Source organism: Nostoc sp. DedQUE07 (genome assembly GCF_034530975.2).
In the GTDB taxonomy this organism is placed as follows: Bacteria; Cyanobacteriota; Cyanobacteriia; order Cyanobacteriales; family Nostocaceae; genus Nostoc.
This window is the reverse complement of sequence record NZ_JAVRCC020000051.1, coordinates 14,128-33,109: the sequence shown is the minus strand read 5'-3', so window position 1 is coordinate 33,109 and position 18,982 is coordinate 14,128. Positions and strand designations below refer to the sequence as shown.

Annotated in this window: 18 protein-coding genes and 2 tRNA genes; 11 read left to right on the top strand and 9 right to left on the bottom strand. The window is 43.1% G+C overall.

What is annotated here, in order from left to right; translation table 11 throughout:
• Window positions 1-74: 74 nt before the first annotated feature.
• Window positions 75-287 carry a hypothetical protein gene (locus tag RMZ95_RS27465; RefSeq protein WP_322674355.1) on the bottom strand — a complete coding sequence of 71 codons (213 nt, stop codon included), beginning with the start codon at window positions 285-287 and terminating at the stop codon, window positions 75-77.
• Between the two features lie 482 nt (window positions 288-769).
• Between RMZ95_RS27465 and RMZ95_RS27460 the strand changes: the two genes are divergently transcribed.
• The 5 genes from RMZ95_RS27460 (at window position 770) to RMZ95_RS27440 (ending at window position 4,655) form a co-directional block, all read left to right on the top strand.
• Window positions 770-1,864, top strand: a complete 1,095-nt coding sequence (locus RMZ95_RS27460) for a phosphotransacetylase family protein (RefSeq protein WP_322686111.1) — start codon at window positions 770-772, stop codon at window positions 1,862-1,864.
• A 151-nt stretch (window positions 1,865-2,015) separates the two neighbouring features.
• Window positions 2,016-2,927: a helix-turn-helix transcriptional regulator gene (locus RMZ95_RS27455; RefSeq protein ID WP_322674353.1), complete on the top strand. Its 912-nt coding sequence runs from the start codon at window positions 2,016-2,018 to the stop codon at window positions 2,925-2,927.
• A gap of 84 nt (window positions 2,928-3,011) precedes the next feature.
• Entirely contained in the window at window positions 3,012-3,515 is a 504-nt protein-coding gene (locus tag RMZ95_RS27450) for a hypothetical protein (RefSeq protein WP_041565591.1), read from the top strand.
• 150 nt (window positions 3,516-3,665) lie between these two features.
• A complete protein-coding gene (locus RMZ95_RS27445; RefSeq protein ID WP_322674352.1) occupies window positions 3,666-4,064 on the top strand; it encodes an MAPEG family protein in 399 nt (132 codons plus the stop codon).
• Between the two features lie 99 nt (window positions 4,065-4,163).
• The gene (locus RMZ95_RS27440; RefSeq protein ID WP_012411046.1) at window positions 4,164-4,655 is read left to right on the top strand and encodes a YajQ family cyclic di-GMP-binding protein; all 492 of its coding nucleotides are present in this window, start codon (window positions 4,164-4,166) and stop codon (window positions 4,653-4,655) included.
• Window positions 4,656-4,725: 70 nt separating this feature from the next.
• Here the strand turns inward: RMZ95_RS27440 and RMZ95_RS27435 are convergent, their stop codons facing one another.
• Together RMZ95_RS27435 and RMZ95_RS27430 are read right to left on the bottom strand one after the other, a co-directional pair.
• Window positions 4,726-5,283 (bottom strand): glutathione S-transferase family protein, encoded by a 558-nt coding sequence (locus RMZ95_RS27435; protein WP_322686110.1) that lies wholly within the window; start codon window positions 5,281-5,283, stop codon window positions 4,726-4,728.
• Between the two features lie 6 nt (window positions 5,284-5,289).
• Entirely contained in the window at window positions 5,290-5,754 is a 465-nt protein-coding gene (locus RMZ95_RS27430) for a hypothetical protein (protein WP_322674349.1), read from the bottom strand.
• 371 nt (window positions 5,755-6,125) lie between these two features.
• Here RMZ95_RS27430 and RMZ95_RS27425 point away from each other — a divergent pair, with 371 nt between their 5' ends.
• Both RMZ95_RS27425 and RMZ95_RS27420 read left to right on the top strand, forming a co-directional pair.
• Entirely contained in the window at window positions 6,126-6,260 is a 135-nt protein-coding gene (locus RMZ95_RS27425) for a hypothetical protein (RefSeq protein ID WP_322686109.1), read from the top strand.
• Window positions 6,235-6,954 (top strand): tetratricopeptide repeat protein, encoded by a 720-nt coding sequence (locus tag RMZ95_RS27420; protein ID WP_322686108.1) that lies wholly within the window; start codon window positions 6,235-6,237, stop codon window positions 6,952-6,954. Before RMZ95_RS27425 ends, RMZ95_RS27420 begins: the two co-directional genes overlap by 26 nt.
• A 225-nt stretch (window positions 6,955-7,179) precedes the next feature.
• Here RMZ95_RS27420 and RMZ95_RS27415 read toward each other — a convergent pair whose 3' ends face one another.
• Together RMZ95_RS27415 and psaM are read right to left on the bottom strand one after the other, a co-directional pair.
• The gene (locus tag RMZ95_RS27415; protein ID WP_322674346.1) at window positions 7,180-7,590 is read right to left on the bottom strand and encodes a hypothetical protein; all 411 of its coding nucleotides are present in this window, start codon (window positions 7,588-7,590) and stop codon (window positions 7,180-7,182) included.
• 310 nt (window positions 7,591-7,900) lie between these two features.
• The gene (gene psaM / locus RMZ95_RS27410; RefSeq protein WP_190912801.1) at window positions 7,901-8,032 is read right to left on the bottom strand and encodes a photosystem I reaction center subunit XII; all 132 of its coding nucleotides are present in this window, start codon (window positions 8,030-8,032) and stop codon (window positions 7,901-7,903) included.
• A 158-nt stretch (window positions 8,033-8,190) separates the two neighbouring features.
• Between psaM and RMZ95_RS27405 the strand changes: the two genes are divergently transcribed.
• From RMZ95_RS27405 to RMZ95_RS27395, 3 genes are all read left to right on the top strand, one after another.
• Window positions 8,191-9,462 (top strand): FGGY-family carbohydrate kinase, encoded by a 1,272-nt coding sequence (locus RMZ95_RS27405; protein ID WP_322686107.1) that lies wholly within the window; start codon window positions 8,191-8,193, stop codon window positions 9,460-9,462.
• A 471-nt stretch (window positions 9,463-9,933) separates the two neighbouring features.
• The gene (sat, locus tag RMZ95_RS27400; RefSeq protein WP_322674344.1) at window positions 9,934-11,112 is read left to right on the top strand and encodes a sulfate adenylyltransferase; all 1,179 of its coding nucleotides are present in this window, start codon (window positions 9,934-9,936) and stop codon (window positions 11,110-11,112) included.
• A 162-nt stretch (window positions 11,113-11,274) separates the two neighbouring features.
• Entirely contained in the window at window positions 11,275-13,386 is a 2,112-nt protein-coding gene (locus tag RMZ95_RS27395) for a caspase family protein (protein ID WP_322686106.1), read from the top strand.
• A gap of 128 nt (window positions 13,387-13,514) precedes the next feature.
• Here the strand turns inward: RMZ95_RS27395 and hisC are convergent, their stop codons facing one another.
• On the bottom strand, window positions 13,515-14,564 hold the full coding sequence (gene hisC, locus RMZ95_RS27390) for a histidinol-phosphate transaminase (RefSeq protein WP_322686105.1): 1,050 nt from the start codon (window positions 14,562-14,564) through the stop codon (window positions 13,515-13,517).
• A 162-nt stretch (window positions 14,565-14,726) separates the two neighbouring features.
• On the opposite strand from hisC, the gene RMZ95_RS27385 reads away from it, so the two are divergent.
• Window positions 14,727-15,491, top strand: a complete 765-nt coding sequence (locus RMZ95_RS27385; protein ID WP_322686104.1) for a methyltransferase domain-containing protein — start codon at window positions 14,727-14,729, stop codon at window positions 15,489-15,491.
• Between the two features lie 123 nt (window positions 15,492-15,614).
• Here the strand turns inward: RMZ95_RS27385 and RMZ95_RS27380 are convergent.
• The 3 genes from RMZ95_RS27380 to RMZ95_RS27370 all read right to left on the bottom strand — a co-directional run bounded on the left by RMZ95_RS27380 (window position 15,615) and on the right by RMZ95_RS27370 (window position 18,694).
• Window positions 15,615-15,687, bottom strand: a tRNA-Ala gene (locus RMZ95_RS27380).
• Window positions 15,688-16,127: 440 nt separating this feature from the next.
• Window positions 16,128-16,201: transfer RNA gene (locus RMZ95_RS27375), tRNA-Met, on the bottom strand.
• A 165-nt stretch (window positions 16,202-16,366) separates the two neighbouring features.
• Window positions 16,367-18,694 (bottom strand): peptidoglycan DD-metalloendopeptidase family protein, encoded by a 2,328-nt coding sequence (locus tag RMZ95_RS27370; protein ID WP_322686103.1) that lies wholly within the window; start codon window positions 18,692-18,694, stop codon window positions 16,367-16,369.
• Window positions 18,695-18,982 lie beyond the last annotated feature (288 nt).

Below are 18,982 nucleotides of genomic sequence, written 5' to 3'. Positions count from 1 at the left end.
CTATGTGTCTTTCATTTTGTCTATGTGTGTGCATTTTTCTTTTAATCCACGAATAATTGATTTTTATCTAGACATCATAAACATGAGACAACACGAACTCCTTTTTTACGCATAGTTTCTTTGAGATCCTGATAGAGAGTATCATCACTAACTAACAAACCATGTTTAGTTTTCGTGTTTACAATTGCATATCTTGGTTCTTTTTCTGAAGGTGAAGCATTGAATTTTAAGAGTGCCCAATCAGAGTCCTCCCAGAGATATGAAAATTCTTCTAAGTTTGTGTTCATATCAATACCTCTTTTTTTAAACCTAAATCTTACTTAGCGAAGAAAGGTTTTTAGCTTAATTATGGGTAGTTTTCATTACCACTCTTGTATCTTATACGTATCTACGAGCTAAATTTTAGCAAATAAAATACTACTAATAGTCGATCGATTTAACGTAACTATAGAAGCAGAGTGTTTGGGATAAGTCACCACTTTAGTAGCATAGAACATCGCCAACTCCCGTAGTCGGGAACTGGAACAGCTAGAAACCTAGAAGGCATTGAACCTAGTTTTAAGGTTTCAGACAATCTTTATTGGTTCCAAAACCCAAAAAATTGGTCTGATCTGAAAAGCCTACCCATAAGTGGCTCCCCTGCATGTGCAATCAGAAGGTAATTCTGGGAAAGCTTAATTTGTGAGAGCGGGAGGCTTTTGCCAGAAGGAACTAGAATTAGGAAACACCTAGCTGGGTTCTTCTGACTTTTGAAATTAGGAGTGCATGTGTGCCAAAATCCCCTAAATATTTGCTGATTGGATCGACCGAGAATTACAGCGGTAAATCTGCAACTGTTCTGGGTTTGTCTCATCAGCTACAGCAAAAAGGTCTGGATATTAGCTACGGTAAACCACTCGGTACGTCTTTCAATTCGTCTGGTGGAACCGTAATTGAGGAAGATGTCCAGTTCATCGCTCTTAGCCTCAATTTGCCGGAAAACCGCGTTGCACCTACAATGCTGGCTTTGGATGAACCAAATGTGCAAAAGCGCTTGCGGGGGGAAGACAAAACCGATTATCAGCAGTCCCTAATACAACAATATTTACATAAGTCTCAAGGAGATTTAGTGTTATTGGAGGGGCCTGGTAATTTGTCCGAAGGCAATTTGTTTGACTTGTCTTTGCTGCAAATGGCTGAAATATTGGATGCTGGTGTGCTGTTAGTAGCCCGCTATAAATCCTTGCTTTCGGTTGAGGCGCTATTGACTGCAAAGCAGGGTCTGGGCGATCGCTTGATTGGAGTTGCGATCAATGATATCCCTGTCACCCAACTAGAAGCGGTTGAAACCCTCATAGTACCATTTTTGGAACAGCAGGGTATTCCAGTGCTAGCAATGCTGCCGAATAGCGATTTGCTCCGCAGTGTGAGTGTTGGCGAACTAGTCAAACAGTTAAAGGCTGACGTTCTCTGTCGCAACGATCGCATGGATTTGTTGGTAGAAAGTCTGGCAATTGGAGCAATGAATGTCAATTCAGCTGTAAAATATTTCCGCAAACGCCGGAATATGGCAGTGGTGACAGGAGGCGATCGGGTGGAAATTCAGCAAGCGGCTTTAGAAACTTCTACCCAATGTTTAATTCTCACCGGGCAACTACCACCCCCACCGTTCATTCTCAGTCGCGCTGAAGAACTAGAAATCCCCATTTTGTCTGTTGACTTAGATACCCTCACTACTGTAGGAATTGTTGACCGCACTTTTGGTCAAGTCCGCGTTCACGAGCCGATTAAGGTTCAGTATATTCGCCAGTTGATGTCCCAGCATTTTGACATTGACCGCTTGTTATCCAAACTAGGTTTAACTCCCGCAGCGGCATTGTCTTAGATTCATAAGTGTATTGAAGGAGGCAGGAGGCAGGAGACAGAAGGAGTAAATCATCCGGGATCGAATCCCGGATGATTTGAAGCTACTGAAGTAAGGAATTCAGTGGAGTCTTATTAGTGATGGCTATAGAAGTCACTGGAACTAGGAAAAAATGGATTTAACGGCAATTGATCCCCTGAAACTACCCTCGCTTCCATTGGAGAAAAAAGCTGATCTCCCTGACTGTCCAGCCATCTATTTCGCGATTTCTGGTTCTGGGGAAATTCTCTACATAGGCAGAACTGCTGATCTTGCACGTCGTTGGATATCACATCATAGATTTAAAGAACTCATTGATTTGGGAAATGTCAAGTTAGCTTGGCTACAATGCGTAGATCCTTCCATTCTGAAAACTCTTGAAGCCAAGTTGATTTATGCACTCAAGCCAAAGCTAAACGAACAACTGCCATCAAGCAATACACTTTTTTCTTACCTTCACAAAGCCAACCAAAGTACAAGCCCGATAAAAATACAAGGTAGCAAATTAGTGCACGCAATCTTAGCGGCTCTGGTTGACGCACCCTGTAGTGGGTATGATTTAGCAAAACGATTCGATGGCTCTGTAGGCTTTTTCTGGTCAGCAAGTCACCAGCAGATTTATCGGGAGTTGGCGAAGCTAGAAGATCAAGGCTGGTTCAGTTCCAAGTCGATTCTTCAAGCAGGGCGGCCAGATAAAAGGCTCTACAGCGTTACAGGTTTGGGAGAACAGCACCTCAAAGAGTGGATTGCTCAACCTTGTGAACCCACACCGATTAAAGATGATTTACTGGTAAAAATTTTTGCTGGTCATATTGTTCCTAACCAAACCATCTTGGCAGAGCTAGAAAATCACCAAAAAGCCCATCAAAAAAAATTGTCTACGTACCATAACTTAGAACAGCGTTACTTTCAGAATCCGCAAGAACTGCCAGAAACAGCCAAATTTCAGTATTTTACTCTCCTAAATGGCATTAGTTACGAAACACATTGGCTAGCCTGGTGTAACCAAGTAATGGAGTTACTGAAGCAAACAACCGAAAATTAGTAGCAATGTTTAACTCAAGTTTTCCTCGCATCTACACGCTGTTTGGTAAAATATCTGGGTCGTTTAATCTGATTATCCCCATCTTTGAGCCAATCAACAGACCTTATTAACCTCGATACATTAGCGCAAGAACTGGCGACAATCCAGCAAACGGGTTCTAAAAGAATTGCCTTGCTCGGTTCTCGTCATGTCCCGATTACGCATCAGAATCTTATTGAAATGATGACTTATGCCCTAGTTTTATCGGGTAATCGAATCATTACTTCTGGTGCTACAGGTACAAATTCAGCTGCCATCAAGGGAGCAACACGGGCTGATGCAAATTTGTTGACGGTGATTCTACCCCAAAGCTTGGAACGCCAGCCTTTGGAATCACGCCAGCAACTAGAACAGGTAATGCATCTAGTCGAAAATCCCAGTAATGATAATTTGTCTCTTGCTGAAGCTAGTTACTTGTGCAACAAAGAAATTGTTTCTCGTTGCCAGCAATTAATTTGCTTTGCGTTTCATGACAGTCGCACCCTGTTGCAAACCTGTCAAGATGCAGAAGAACAAAGAAAAGTGGTGACGCTTTTCTACTTTGATTAGTCATTTGTCATTCGTCTGTTGTCATTTGTCCTTTGTATTTGACTAATGACCGATGACTGATGACCCTTACGGGTTCGCCAGTCACTCATGGGGGAAACCCCCAAGACCGCGCTGGCTCACTGATGACTAATAACCAACGACTAATAAGTAATGATAATTTTTTTGTACTCGATCGCTGCTGCTGCATTTCTCATTTATGTGCCATTTTTGCTAGTAGCTTATGCCCGTGCGCGTATTGGTTATGAAATGTTTTCTACTCCTCGCGCCATGTTTGATAAATTGCCACCTTATGCCCAACGGGCTACTTGGGCACATCAGAACACCTTTGAAGCCTTTATGATATTTTCCGCAGCCGCATTGATGGCTTATGTAACTGGTGTAAATTCTTTTACAGCCCAAGTAGCGGCGATCGCTTTTGTAGTGGCTCGTTTCCTATACTCGATTTTTTATATTTTGAATATACCCCTTTTGCGATCGCTCATGTTTGCTATTGGCATACTTGGCTGTGCCACTCTCTTTTTCTTGAGTATCGTCCAAGCTACTAGTTAATTGGGGCATGGAAACTGGCGACTGGGGAAGAGTTTTCCCAATCCAAAATCGTTCGACTGAGCGAAGTCGAAGTCCAAAATCTAAAATCCAAAATGTTTTATGGCTTCTACTTTTTCCTTTGACATTGTGAGCGACTTTGACCGACAAGAGTTGGTTAACGCTGTCGATCAAGTTATCCGAGACATCAAAGGTCGTTACGACCTCAAAGACACTGAAACTACTGTCGAGTTAGTCGAAGAAAGCATTAACGTTAGTACTGACAGCGAGTTTACCTTAGATTCTGTACACACCATTCTCCGAGAAAAAGCTGCCAAGCGTAACCTCTCCCAAAAAATCTTTGATTTTGGCAAGGTTGAATCAGCCAGTGGTAATCGCGTGCGTCAAGAAATCAAACTCAAAAAAGGCATCAGTCAGGAAATCGCCAAACAAATTTCCAAATTGATTCGCGACGAATTCAAAAAGGTACAAGCCTCAATCCAAGGGGATGCTGTGCGGGTTTCTGCTAAATCTAAAGATGACTTACAAGTAGTCATGCAGCGACTAAAACAAGAAGACTACCCAGTTGCTTTACAATTTACAAATTATCGTTAAAAGATTCGTAATTCGTAATTCGTAGTTAAAAATTCAATTACGAATTACGAATTACGAATTACGAATTATTTTAAGTCCGTCCGCCAATACTTCTTTGAAATGCCGGACGCTCAGATAACTGCTTCATATAGTTCAACACCGCTGGATAGGGGCTGAGGTCTAGCTTTAGTATCATGGGAATGTAATTCAAAATAGACCCCACTGCTACATCAGTGACAGTGAAATCATTGCCAAGTAAAAAAGGTTGCTTACTGAAAATTTCATTTAAGGGAGTCAACAAGCGGGGCATTTCCCGCTCCCGATTTGCTTCTACAAAAATCCCTGGGCCAAGGGTAGCATTGGCAAACAACACCCATTGGGAAAATACAGCATTTTCCTCTGGTGAAAGTGGAGTTTTACTGTGCTTATCAGCAAGATATAGCAAAATTGCCCCAGATTCCCAAAGCTGAAAATCTCCATCAACAATTGCTGGGACTTTACCAAATGGGTTGATTGCTAAATATGCAGGCTGGAGGTGTTCACCCGCCTGCATATCAAGCTTAACGAATTCGTAGGGAATTCCTAATTCCTCTAAATACCAGTGGACAATTGACGCTCGACTACGAGCGCCACCGTAAAGTTTTAGCATAATGACTTAAAGCACTTTGTGAGTGTGAGAATGCTGTTTAATATTGTCTTCTTTGGTGACAACTCTGGCGGCATTTAAAACTCGTTTCCGCTCAATTGAATATTTAAATTCAGTGTAGTTTGTACCCAAGGGAATCAGAGATTTTGCAGATTCACGACGCTTATAGGTACGAGCTGCTGCAAATACCCGTGGTACAAATTCTTCTCCAAACTGAGCCGACTCTGGAAAGCCATCTGGTAACAGTGGTGAATCGCCATCCAGTACAGATCCCAAAGTTGTGGCATGAGCCAGCTTATAGGAGGTAGGAATGCCCTTTAAAAGCGCTTCCAAAGCCGCAGAGGGAATCGGTTCTATAACTTCAATTTGATAAACTTCTCCATCTTCTTTGACGAAGCAGGTTGCCAAGCCGATTGCAATGTAATCATCGGTTGCTAAATCAGGGGCATTGGGATAGGAAATTGCAGTTGTCATCGGGAAATTTCTCAAAATTTAAAAATTGAATTTAGGGAATGGGGCATTGGGCATTGGGAATGGGGCATTGGACATTGGGCATGGGGCATGGGGCATGGGGCATTGGGGATTATTATTTCCCTTGTCTCTCTCATCTCCCTGATTTTCCTTGCCACCAGTCCCCGTCTCCTCTGTTCTCATCTCTAAATGAATGGCTTGTTGGCATTCTACCAATTTGCTGCTCTCACTACTTGACTAGTCTTTAAGATTAACGTCTGCTATTTCTGGAATTCATCTTCGGGATCGAGTATCTATGAATAGCTTTGAGGAGCAATTGTTTATTTAAGGGGTAGATTTCTACTGGTGTGAGTAGTTTAAATCTCAGTCTTCAGATGGCTTCAAGTAACCATAAGTACCTTGAAAATAAAGATGGTGGTAAAACCACCAGCCTTAAAAAATTAGATTTTTATTTAAAAAAGCAGGGATTTCAAGCAGGGAAAGATGAATATTTACTCATTTTTAGCTGACGATGACCAGCGAAGTAACCAATACAAGTATGTTCTAAATACTACAAGCAAACTTCAAGAGCAAAGGAAAAGCGATCGCAGCGAATATATTTTTGGGGATAGCGACTTGCGCTCTTGTGCTTTGAGGTTGGCTCAACAAGGAGATTATACCGAAGCGATCGCACTTTTAAGCCAACTAATTTTCCGCCATCCCGACAATGCCGTTGATTACAACAACCGAGGGTTAATTTATTTCCAAAGTGGTGAAAGGGAAAAAGCGCTTTCCGATTATAATACCGCCCTTAAACTTAATCCTTATTTGGCTAGTGCTTATAATAACCGCGCAAATTACTACGCAGCTTGTGGAGAATTAGCAATAGCAATTGCCGACTACGATCGAGCGATTGATTTGAAACCTCACTATGTTCGGGCGTGGATTAATCGAGGCATTACCTGGCGCGATTTGGGGCAATACGAGGTGGCAATTGAGAATTTTGAGCTAGCACTGCTTTTAGGTCAACTAGAAGGTCATATCTGGGCTGAACGCGGCAGGACTTACCATCTTTGGGGCGACTGGAATTGTGCGATCGCTGATTATCGTCGCGCCCTCACTCAACTACCCTCTCTCGACAATGATAAGGATATTACTGGTTGTCGCTTGCGTTTACAACTCGAAAATTGGTTAGACGAGTTACTATCTCAATCAGCGTCCTAATTGGTAGATTAGTTCTTCTGGGGGATTTAAAATTCAAAATAATTGATTAATTTTGAACTAGAGTTTAGTGACGCTGTATCGCTAATAACTAATAGATGATAACTATATAGCTATTCAAAAATTAGCTATTAACCATTATTTATTAGCAATAATATAAATTAACACCCGGTTTAGACGTAGCCTAAATCACAATAAACCTAAATAATCCCAAATTCGCCATTTGTCTTAGGGTGACGAGTCTGTTTGCTCATCTTCTCGGCGATCTTGATTCATCAACACGATCTGACGCTGGCTGGGATCGAATCGGTATCCTTGTCGTTGTCTGATAATTTTAGCTTCTTGGGGATCAAAGTTACGGCTAAATTCCGCCTGTAAACCATTGACGTGTCCTTCCATCAGCTTGACTTCAGTACTCATTTCTCGCAATTTTTCTTGCTGCAACCAATGATAAGGCAAGAGTTGTGTTAAGGCAGATGCTGCAACGGCTGTAATCACAAGATTGACCGCTATTTTGGCTGTGCTTTCCAGTGCCATCACCTTGTAAGAACGTTGACGAAGATGCCGCTTTGGTCGAGAAATGACCCGGCGTTTTTGTATAGGTTGTAACGGGGGTCTGGAGGGTTGAATCGCGTTCATGATGCTAAAAGATAACCTCGCTTAGTGAAGGGAAGTACTATCAAGAGTGCTGAGTTATGAGTTATGAGTGCTTAGTGAGATTTCCAACTCAGCACTCAGCACTTAGATGCCAGCACTCCTGAATGCTTGATTTAGCTGTCATATTACTTCATTTTTTTGAAATAGCTACAAGTGTCGCACTAGTTAAAAAATAACCTGGCTTACGTAAGTGCAAGGTTTCTAGGTACTTGTGACATAAAGCCATAAAGTCTGGAAATTGCACCCCGTACTGCCAGGATTATTAGCTTTTTAACTGTGTCACATCGGAGCGTTATTTGTAAAGTTCTGTGGCTAATCGCCAAGCCAGAACTCCTGGGATCAAGGCTACAACTAGAGCGATGTAGACTTGAGTATCTGAGATGGAAGACACTTGAGCGATGTACAGAGTATCTAAGATAGGCATGGCTGAAAACCTCCTAACCTGAATTGATTTTGAACAGTTCGTTTACTACTTTTCCTTGTTTTGCCAGAATTGTGGAATATCTTGTTACAAGATGCAACAAAAGCAGTTATTGGTCAGTAGTTCTTATTTATTCTCCATTAAAAAAATTTATAAAAATTATGAATTTATATCTGGGTATCGACTTCGGCACATCTGGCGGACGCGGTGTGGTGATTGACGAGGAAGCCTCTTGTATTCAGAGAGAGGTGCGATATCCCTTCGATAGCTCACCAAATGCCGTTACGCCAAAAATTTGGCAGGAGGCTTTGTTTGCGTTGGTGGAACAAATACCCGATCAATTGCGGCGAGAAATTAAAGCGATCGCAATTAATGGTACTTCCTCTACCGTCTTGCTGGTCGATGCTGCTGGCAACCCTGTAGATGCACCATTGCTATATAACGATGCACGGGGATCGTTAGTACTAGAGCATTTGAGGAGTATTGCACCCTCCAATCATACTGTGTTGAGTGCCACCTCTAGCCTAGCCAAACTTTTGTGGATGAGACAATTACCTTCTTTTAATGAAGCTAGATATTTCCTGCATCAAGCAGATTGGCTGGCGTTTCTGCTGCATGGACAGTTGGGTATTAGCGATTACCATAATGCTTTAAAGCTAGGTTATGACGTAGAAGAGTTGAAATACCCAGAATGGCTACAAAAGCTAGAAATACCGATTCAGCTACCCAAAGTTTTAACTCCTGGGACTCCCATTGCCGAATTACGTCCTGAAATTGCGGACAAGTTCGGTTTAAGCCATGATTGTCTGGTGTGTGCAGGTACAACCGATAGTATTGCCGCTTTTCTTGCCAGTGGGGCAAAATTACCTGGTGAAGCCGTGACTTCTCTTGGTTCAACGTTGGTACTAAAGTTGTTAAGTCGTACTCGTCAAGAAGATGCCAAGTATGGAATTTACAGCCATCGGTTGGGGGATTTGTGGCTGACTGGGGGTGCTTCTAATACTGGCGGTGCAGTACTAAAGAAATTTTTCACAAACCTTGAGTTAGAAAGCCTTAGTCGGGAGATTGATGCTTCAATTGCCAGCGAGTTAGATTATTATCCGTTGTTGAAGGTAGGCGATCGCTTTCCGATTAACGATCCCAATCTATCCCCACGTTTGTCACCACGTCCAGATAACCCAGTAGAATTTTTGCATGGGTTGTTAGAAAGCATTGCCCGCATAGAAAGCCGAGGGTATGAATTATTACAACAAATGGGAGCAGACAAATTGAGTCGTGTTTATACAGCTGGTGGTGGTGCGGCGAATGATACTTGGACTGCAATTAGGGCGCGTCATTTGCAGGTTCCTGTAGTAGCGTCAGCGTACACAGAAGCAGCTTACGGCACAGCACTGTTGGCGATGGGGAATGGAAGAAGCGTTGAAAAAGAGTAATTGTGTACCTATATTTTTGTAGATATCTTCTAAATCAGTATCTATCCCAGTGACAATCGACATATCTCGGCCGATACTGGGATGATTAGATACCGGACTATAGATTCCAGGTTCATTATCTGGGCAGCTATTCGGGGATGGGTGCTTCGCAGCAAGCGAATGTCATCGATCCCCTTTACTCATTACTGGTATAAATTCTGAGGGAATTAGGAGAAAATCTAAAGGTTTTTGAAGAAGGTTTGATCTGCGCGATCGAGATTATCATCTAGGGAAAAGGTAAGGCTAAGGACTCGGATTCGATCGCTTTTAATATTTAGTTTGCCCCATACCCCTCGGTCACTGAGCGTAGTCGAAGTGCTGCTCCTCTGCCTCTTGTACCCAATGCCTAAACTATTTTTCTCTACGTACCAGCATTTGATAAGTTAGTACATAATCTGAAACAATAACAGTAAAAGCAGAGAGGGGATTAAGTTGAGTCACAATCCAGATGCCATAGCCCCCCACGGTGGACAGTTGGTTAACCGTATCGCCACATCAGAACAAAGAGCAGAGTTTCTCTCAAAAGCTGACTTTTTGCCACGAGTGCAACTTGACGATCGCGCCGTTTCCGATTTAGAAATGATTGCGATCGGTGCTTTTAGTCCGCTGACGGGTTTTATGAACCAAGAAGACTACGATCGCACTGTGACAGAAATGCGATTAGCTAACGGTCTTGTGTGGTCAATTCCGATTACACTATCGGTAAGCGAAGAAGTAGCTTCCCCGTTGCAAGAAGGCGGCTTAATCCGTCTGGATAACTCCAAAGGCGAATTTATCGGAGTTTTGCAACTTACGCAAAAATATCATTACGACAAAATCCGCGAAGCAATAAAAGTCTACCGTACTAATGATGTCAATCATCCCGGCGTACAGGTACTCTATAACCAAGGTAGCGTACATCTGGCGGGTGATATTTGGTTGTTGCAACGCGAACCTCATCCCCAGTTTCCCAGTTACCAAATCGATCCAGTTGCTTCACGGCAACTATTTCAAGACAAGGGTTGGAAAACTATCGTCGGTTTTCAAACTCGCAACCCCATCCACCGCGCCCATGAATATATTCAAAAGTGCGCCTTAGAAACTGTTGATGGTCTATTTTTGCACCCATTAGTCGGGGCGACAAAAGAAGATGATATCGCCGCTGATGTACGGATGCGCTGCTATGAAATTTTGCTGGAACACTACTACCCCTTAGACAGGGTAACTTTGGCAATTAATCCCGCCGCAATGCGCTATGCTGGGCCTCGTGAAGCCATATTCCATGCTTTAGTCCGTAAAAACTACGGCTGTACTCACTTTATCGTCGGACGAGATCATGCTGGTGTTGGTGACTATTATGGCACTTATGATGCTCAGTATATCTTTGATGAATTTGCGCCAAGCGAATTAGGCATTGTGCCAATGAAATTTGAACACGCTTTTTACTGCACGCGCACTAAGCAGATGGCAACATCTAAAACCAGTCCCAGCAGGCCAGAAGAACGCATTCACCTATCAGGGACAAAAGTTAGGGAAATGCTGCGGCGCGGTGAGTTACCTCCACCAGAATTTTCTCGTCCAGAGGTAGCAGCAGAGTTAGCACGGGCAATGCGTATAGAAGTAACGGCTTAGGGCATTGGGCATTGGGCATGGGGATTGAATTTTGAATTTTGAATTTTGAATTTTGAATTGATTTCTCCCCTGCCCCTCCGCTCCCCAGATTTTTGTAACTTTACAATACAGAGTTCAGCCCTGTAAGCTGCTAACTGAATGGCTGAGGGCTGATAGCTAATTATGAAACGTCGCACGTTTTTAGAGAGAATTGGCTCAATACTCGCGGTATTGGGCATAACTGAAGCTGAGTGGTTGTCTTTAGGAAATCGCTATTATCAAGCTTTGGCACAACCCAGTCCGCGCAAGTTGGCATTGTTAATTGGTATTAACCAATACCCAAAAATTCCAGCCCTCAGTGGTTGTCTGACAGATGTGGAACTACAAAGAGAAGTTTTGATTCATCGCTTTGGTTTCCAAGGCTCAGATATCCTAACCTTAACTGAGGAAGAAGCTAGTAGGGAATTCATTGAGACGGCTTTTTTAGATCGCTTGAGCAATCAAGCTAAACCCGATGATCTGGTCTTCTTCCACTTTAGCGGTTATGGCAGCCGTGTCAAATTGGAAACATCGCCAGAGACAATGCAAAATGCTCTGGTGACAGCTAATGCCAGTTTTGCTCCACAAGAAGAGAAAATAGTCAACTATATATTAGAAGAAACTTTACTGCTATTATTGCGATCGCTCCCTACAGAACGAGTCACAGCAGTATTAGATACTAGCTATTATGCGCCAACCCCAGTATTAGGATTAAAAAGTCGTGCCCTTCCAGAATCAGTAGAGGCAAAGCTAGCAGCAGAAGAACTCGACTTTCTTCAACAACTTAAAACTCAGAAGTTACCCAGCACGCCGATTGTCTTAGCAGCTACCTCAAATCCCAAGCAGTCGGCGAGGGAAGAACTCTTTTCTGGTTTTAGTGCTGGGTTATTTACCTACGCCTTGACGCAGTATTTGTGGGAATTCACCCCAAATACCAAAATTCAAGTCGCCCTCTCGTATATGGAAAATTCTCTATCCAAATTGGGTAGTAAACAGCAACCAGGGTTATTAAGTAGTCAAAAAAATCAACATTTAACGTCTCTACCGCCAGACAGTATTATTGGTGCAGAAGGCGCAGTGACAGCCATTGAAGAAGATGGCAAAACAGTCCAGCTGTGGTTAGCAGGATTACCGCCACAAGTGCTGCTATACTACGGAGTTAATTCTCGATTTACTTTAGGAACAACAAGAGAAGAATTAGTATTGCGATCGCGGACTGGGTTAACAGCAAAAGCGCAAATTTCCCAAATAGAAGGTGCAAATCCCCTACAAATCGGGCAACTTATCCAAGAAGCAGTCCGGGCTTTACCCCGAAATATTAATTTAATAATTGCTCTGGATACTGGATTAGAAAGAATTGAGCGCGTAGACGCTACAAGTGCTTTTGCTGGATTTCCCCATGTCTCCACCGTAGTCGCAGGGGAAAAACCGGCTGATTATCTATTTGCCAAACTACAGCAAACACCTAGTCGTTATGGTTTATTTTCTCTGAGTGGCGAACTAATTTCTAATGCCACGGGGGAAGCAGGAGAAGCAGTAAAATCAACAGTGCAAAAGTTAGCACCAAAATTATCAACCTTGTTAGCAGCCAAGTTATGGCGACTGACAGAAAATCAAGGTTCTTCCCGCTTGGCTCTCAAGACAACCTTAGAAATAATTAACAACATATCGCCTCGCGTTATCATGCAGCGCGAAACAGTACGAACTTTCAAAACAGAAACTTCGATTCAAAAATCACTCCCTACTCCGATTGTCCCTATCGGTAGTCAAATGCAATATCGGGTAGAAAACCAGAGCGATCGCCCAGTATATTTAATCTTGCTGGGATTAAACAATAATCATACAGCGATCGCCTTCTATTCTTGGGAAACTCTCCAAGAACCAAACACCGCAGACACCAAACCTCTGCTTAAAGAAGTTGTCATCGCTCCAGGTGAAACCCTTACCCTACCCCAAACAAATACTGCTTCCGAATGGATGATTTCAGGGCCAGCTTCTGAGTGCGAACACCAACTGATTTTTAGTACTGCCCCCTTTAACGGAACTCTGGCCGCCTTGAACACTGCCAAGTATTCCACAACCGAACAAGGGCCAATTGGCCCATTGTTAAATTCCTTAGAAGTTGTACAAGCCTTGCTACAAGACTTACATAACGCTAGTGCCTTCAAAACAGAGATGAACGTTACAGCAGCCGATTCACATAGCTTGGATGTGAATAATTGGGCAAGTCTTGGCTTTAGTTTTCAAGTGCTGTAAGTTAATGTGATTGAAGAAGAATGCAAAATTCAGAATCAAGACATTCTCTACGAGACGCTGCGCTATTTGCTTTTTACAATCAGAATGAATTCTGACTTCTGACTCTGCCTTATCCTAACGACAAATATTTACGCCCACCTACTTAGTGCCTCTACTAAAGCTTGATTTTGCTCATCTGTCCCAACAGTGATGCGTAATTTATCATCTAGTCCAGGCTGCTTGAAGTAGCGGATTAAAATTCCCCGTTCCTTCAATTTTTGATAGAGATATTCTGCATTTCCTTCTCTTGGCTGCGCCAGCAAAAAGTTAGCTTGAGAATCCCAGATGTGAAAACCTAATTGTTTCAAGTCTATTGCTAACTTAGTCCGTGATGCTTTAATCTTGGCTACACAAGCATTTTTATAAGCTTGGTCAGTGATGGCAGCCGTGCCAATTGCACAAGCGATCGCATCAATGTTATAGCTATCTTTAACCTTAAACAATCCCTGCAAAAGTTTAGGATTCGCCACCCCAAAGCCCAATCGCAATCCTGCCAACGAGTACCCCTTAGATAGCGTCCGAAGCACAATGACGTTTTCGTACTCTTTAACCAAAGCCAATGCATTCTCTTCGGTAAAATCTATGTATGCTTCATCAATTACTAAAACTCCAGATAACTGGCTGGCTAGTTTTCGTAAATCATTTGTTGCTACCACATGTCCCGATGGACTATTGGGCGACGCAATAAAGGTCACAGCCCCATTGGCAGCAACTAATTCTTCCAATGGTAAACTGTAGTCTTTGCTGTAGGGAATCTCAATAATTTCCGCCGCTTGCATTTCTGTCAATGTCCGGTATAGCACGTAAGTAGGCATCGGATAAACTACCTTTTTCCCAGGTTCAGCACAGGCTCGAATCACCACACTTAACAATTCGTCACTGCCATTTCCGACAATTATCCAATCAATAGGAACTCCTAAAACTTTACTTGCAGCTTGCCGAAATTCCCCCCCAAAAGGTTCTGGATACCGCCGCAACCACTCACCATCAATATTCCGTAGCACAGCTAATGCCGCAGGCGAAGGAGGATAGGGATTCTCATTGCTGTTAAGTTTAATAATCTGTGTACCACGTTGAGGCTGCTCGCCAGGAACATAGCTAGCCATTGCATCAACATTAGAGCGAAAATAGTTGGTCATAGGGCATGGTAAATTGAGTGGGATGTCTACGACGGGCGTAGCTGCGACACCTTATGACGTATCTTAAGCAAATTTCAACCCGCAATTTCTGACGATATCGTTTTTTGTCGTTTACATCAGAAAATACGGCTTTATAAATTACGAATTACGAATTATAAAAATATGTCAGATAAATGGAATCCAGAACTATACGAACGATTTCAAGCTGAAAGAAGTCGTCCATTTTACGACTTGGTAGACATGGTACATCGGCAAGAAAACTTACGAGTTCTTGATTTAGGGTGTGGAACCGGAAAGTTAACTAAATATCTGCATGAAACGTTAGCAGCACAGGAGACTTTAGGGATAGATGCTTCTGAGAAAATGCTGGAAAAGGCGCGTCAGTTTGAAGGCAATGGACTACGGTTTGAGCAAGGACTGATTGAGAAAAACCCAATAGATGGGGAGTTTGATGTGATTTTTTCTAATGCAGCATTGCAGTGGTTGACGGGACATGAGGTTTTATTTGAGAAATTGCGGGCAAAACTGCGACCTGGTGGACAGCTTGCCGTACAAATACCAACGATGGATAGTGAGCCAGTGCATCAGATAGCAGTTGAGACTGCACAGGAATTCAGTCAAGAATTAAGAGGATATGTGCGGCGTTTAGAGGTACTTCCTCCAGAAACATACGCCCGAATGCTTTATAAATTGGGGTTTGTCCAGCAGGAAGTCAAGCTTCAAATTTATGGGCATGTGTTGCCCTCACGAGAAGCCGTAGTGGAGTGGTATCGCGGGACATTGCTAACGGCTTATGAGTCCCTACTGGATGCCCAAACCTATGAGAGATTTGTCGAACGCTATCAGCAGAAGCTATTCGAGTTATTAGAGGATGAGCCTCCGTTCTTTTTTCCCTACAAGCGCATCTTAATGTGGGGGCGTATTTAAGAAACTGAAACTAGTTGTGATTTCAAGCATGATCTTGCTTGATTTGGAAGATAAAGTTGCAGAAGTTGTCCAACTTCTCCTTCAAATCACAAAAACAGGTTTTGAACAGCTGTGTTTTAATAGTGGAGCTAAGCGGATTCGAACCGCTGACCCCCTCAATGCCATTGAGGTGCGCTACCAACTGCGCTATAACCCCAAAACAACTAGTAGATAAGCTTAAAAAGCCTACTAATTAGTTTTATAAATTGTATTAGCTTTATTATTATGCAAGTTTATGCAACTTAAGTCAAGACACCTATATTAAGTTATGTGGATGCGATCGCCATCAGTTAGGCTTGTTATCAAAATGCCCTGTCTGTGAAAAACCCTTTCCTATTCTGGCTTTATGGATAAGCGGACAATGCCAGCAATGCTTTATATCCTTTGCAGAAATGGCAGAATATCAAAAGCATTATTGATTAAGAGAACTTGTCTTAACAAGTCACTGTACACAGTCGATAAGTCTCTAATATTGCGACATTAGTTTGTGAGCGGTTATCTCGAATGAACTACAACACCAATTAGTGAAATAGCGACATTAATTTGTGAATGTACACTAGGAGTTGAAACCCCTATTTTGTTATTGCTCTTTCAAAATGGCTCAGGTCGGAGTTGAACCAACGACCCCAGGCTTATGAGTCCCGTGCTCTAACCAACTGAGCTACTGAGCCATGTTTTTCAAAATCATTAACTAATATAGCATAGAAATTTGCTCAAGACTAGTCTATTTGGCAATTTTGTTAGAACTTTCATCCTTATTGAGGTAATAAAAGTAGAAGAGGGAGGTAGACTCCCTCAACTAACAAAGCAATGATTTAGTTACAGACAGCCAAGAATTATAGGCGTTGCGGTAACATAGCTATTGGGTTAACAGCACCCTTGCCTGATGGATGGATTTCAAAGTGGGTGTGTGGCCCAGTACTGTGACCAGTGCTACCCATTAAAGCAATTGTTTCTCCTTGATGTACTGCTTGACCAGGTTGCACCAGAATCTTGCTGTTATGAGCATAGCGAGTCGTGCTGCCATCAGGATGGCGGATTTCGACGAGGTTGCCATAGCCACCATTGTTCCAGCCAGCTTTTTCTATCGTCCCCTCAGCTGAAGCTACAACTGGCGTGCCAGTAGAGTTAGCAACGTCAATTCCTTTGTGCATTCTACCCCAGCGCCAGCCATAGCCAGAAGTTAGGGTTCCCTTTGCTGGCCAGGTGTAAGCTAAGGTTGAGGAAGATGGAGGAGGTGTAAGTTCGTCAATGGGTCTGGGAAGATATTGATCCACTGCTGCCAAAGGTGGTAATACCTGTGGAGAAACTGTGGTTCCTCGCATCTTTCCTAAGGAGTCAGAGGCATTTACTTTTCCAGGAGGCGTTGCCACCCTTGTGGCAGATTGAGTCCGAGAGGGAGTCCACTGGCTAGCAGAACCCAGATTAGGCAAGAATTCTGGGTTTACTACTTCGGTAGGGCGTACAGTAGTACGGAATTGGGACTTAGGCTGAACGCTATAGTTAGCCCGAATCGGTGTCGGAACTGGAATTGGTATTGCTACACTATTCGGTCTAGATGCAGGGTTAGGTACACTTAAATTATTGGGCGTAGAAATAGGAGTGAGTATAGCAGCATTATTTGCTTCGATCGCTGCTGCTGGCACAACTAAATTACCAGACTGTTGAGCGCGATATTTCTGCTGTAACCTCTGGATTTCCGCTTGTAAGCCCCGCAAACGGTCATTATTGTTATTGTTTACCCTTGCTACCCTATTTGCTGGTGTCTTCGGCTGTTGCATCTCGGCAAAAGCTTGTGGCACTGGAATGTCACCACCGACGCCATAAGACTTAGCTGTAGGGGGGGCAGTTTCTAAGTCGGTTGCACTATTTGCCTGAATCTGTACAGTTACCGGTGCAGGGACGGCAACGCTACTGTTGTCGGCAATAGTTGGTGATGGTGAACTAGGTAGATATGAGTTAGCACTACCAATATTCAAAGGGGAGGTAGCAACATTAGGAGTTTTGCTAGACTCTACAAAAGTGGGCTGACTCGCTACAGTTGCCTCAACTTTAACCGCAGGAATTTGAACCGCAGGAATTTGAACCGCAGGAGTTTGAACCGCAGGAATAACTAGTTTTTGACTAATTCGCAGTTCATTGGGATTATTGAGGTTATTTGCTTTAACTAGTTCTGATACTGAAGTGTTGTATCTGCTAGCGATCGCTGCTAGTGTATCTCCAGGTTTAACTTCATAAGCTGTATGCGTCGAGGAGGCAATCACTATTGGCGCCGATGGTACAGATGCACTTGTCTTCTGTTTTAACTTCGATACCAGGTTCGCTTGGCTTGGATCGCTAGAAGTGTCTGACTGGACTGCTAATGCAGTCTTCTCAACCACAGTTGTCGGCTGCGCCAATTCTATATCAGCTTTTGATAAATTTTTGGTCTCTCCAGACTGCAACTGCGCCAGACTCTTTCTTAAACGGTTCGATTTTTCTTGTAAGCGATTTAGTGCGAACTCTTGTTGCGCCTTAAGTTGTGCATTTATTTCACTGTTAACTGCGGTTGACGTTGCCACTGTTTGTGGCTGGGCAGTTAGTGATGTATTTGTACTATCAACACCATCAGCACTATAGTCAGACAGCTTATTGACTGTTGGAAAACTAGTTTCGGCTAAGGTATTGTTCAATCCCTGTGCCATTTTGGGCTTCAGGTTAGTGGAATTTTTATAACCTGCTGTTGTTTGAGAAAACTTGTTTGGTGCAGGAACTTGCAAAGATATTCCACTTGCCGCGACTTGCCATTTAGCTTCAAGCCCAGGCACTTGTGATACTGCCGTTGGTTCCACGATTACAGGATTTTCCGGCACGCTCGCTGATGAGATTGCTTGGGACTCCAGCTTAGTGGAGGCGAATTTCACGTCGGTGTCAGGAACAGCAGGAATCGCTGAAGTTGCCTTTTGGCTACCTACGGGCACCGCTGCTTGGGCTTGATCGCTTTGTCGAGTCACCAAAAGGCTGGTTGCTCCCATAGAGATTGCCAAGCCAATCATCGCCGCTTTTGTCCGCACCCGGCTGTTCACTTTTGGATTCATCACATTTAGCAGTTCTACCGGGGCATCATCGCTGCTAGGGGTATTGTTCAACACAGCTTTTACTCTCTTTTTCAATGCTCGTTTCAAAGACGACCTCCTTACGATCACTAGCGCTTAACTAACCTCGATTTTTCAGTTGGATACTAGTCAATGATTTAGATCGCAACAAATGATAGATCGAGATCACATTCACCAGAGATGCTTACGCAAGATTAACCTGCTTCTCTGATTTAGACAAGTTCACATCTGTTTGCAAAACTTAAATTTTGCTGTGTTTACTTGTCCGAACCACTCCTAACACCACTTAGGACGATTTTACTCTTTACCATTATCCGCGCTTGTCTTGCGTCAATCGCGGGGACTGGACAAATTATT

Coding starts and splice junctions, on each gene's coding strand:
- RMZ95_RS27465 (WP_322674355.1), bottom strand. CDS start 287: ATGAACACAAACTTAGAAGAATTTTCATATCTCTGGGAGGACTCTGAT.
- RMZ95_RS27455 (WP_322674353.1), top strand. CDS start 2,016: ATGGATTTAACGGCAATTGATCCCCTGAAACTACCCTCGCTTCCATTG.
- RMZ95_RS27445 (WP_322674352.1), top strand. CDS start 3,666: ATGATAATTTTTTTGTACTCGATCGCTGCTGCTGCATTTCTCATTTAT.
- RMZ95_RS27440 (WP_012411046.1), top strand. CDS start 4,164: ATGGCTTCTACTTTTTCCTTTGACATTGTGAGCGACTTTGACCGACAA.
- RMZ95_RS27435 (WP_322686110.1), bottom strand. CDS start 5,283: ATGCTAAAACTTTACGGTGGCGCTCGTAGTCGAGCGTCAATTGTCCAC.
- RMZ95_RS27430 (WP_322674349.1), bottom strand. CDS start 5,754: ATGACAACTGCAATTTCCTATCCCAATGCCCCTGATTTAGCAACCGAT.
- RMZ95_RS27425 (WP_322686109.1), top strand. CDS start 6,126: ATGGCTTCAAGTAACCATAAGTACCTTGAAAATAAAGATGGTGGTAAA.
- RMZ95_RS27420 (WP_322686108.1), top strand. CDS start 6,235: ATGAATATTTACTCATTTTTAGCTGACGATGACCAGCGAAGTAACCAA.
- RMZ95_RS27415 (WP_322674346.1), bottom strand. CDS start 7,590: ATGAACGCGATTCAACCCTCCAGACCCCCGTTACAACCTATACAAAAA.
- psaM (WP_190912801.1), bottom strand. CDS start 8,032: ATGCCTATCTTAGATACTCTGTACATCGCTCAAGTGTCTTCCATCTCA.
- RMZ95_RS27405 (WP_322686107.1), top strand. CDS start 8,191: ATGAATTTATATCTGGGTATCGACTTCGGCACATCTGGCGGACGCGGT.
- RMZ95_RS27395 (WP_322686106.1), top strand. CDS start 11,275: ATGAAACGTCGCACGTTTTTAGAGAGAATTGGCTCAATACTCGCGGTA.
- hisC (WP_322686105.1), bottom strand. CDS start 14,564: ATGACCAACTATTTTCGCTCTAATGTTGATGCAATGGCTAGCTATGTT.
- RMZ95_RS27385 (WP_322686104.1), top strand. CDS start 14,727: ATGTCAGATAAATGGAATCCAGAACTATACGAACGATTTCAAGCTGAA.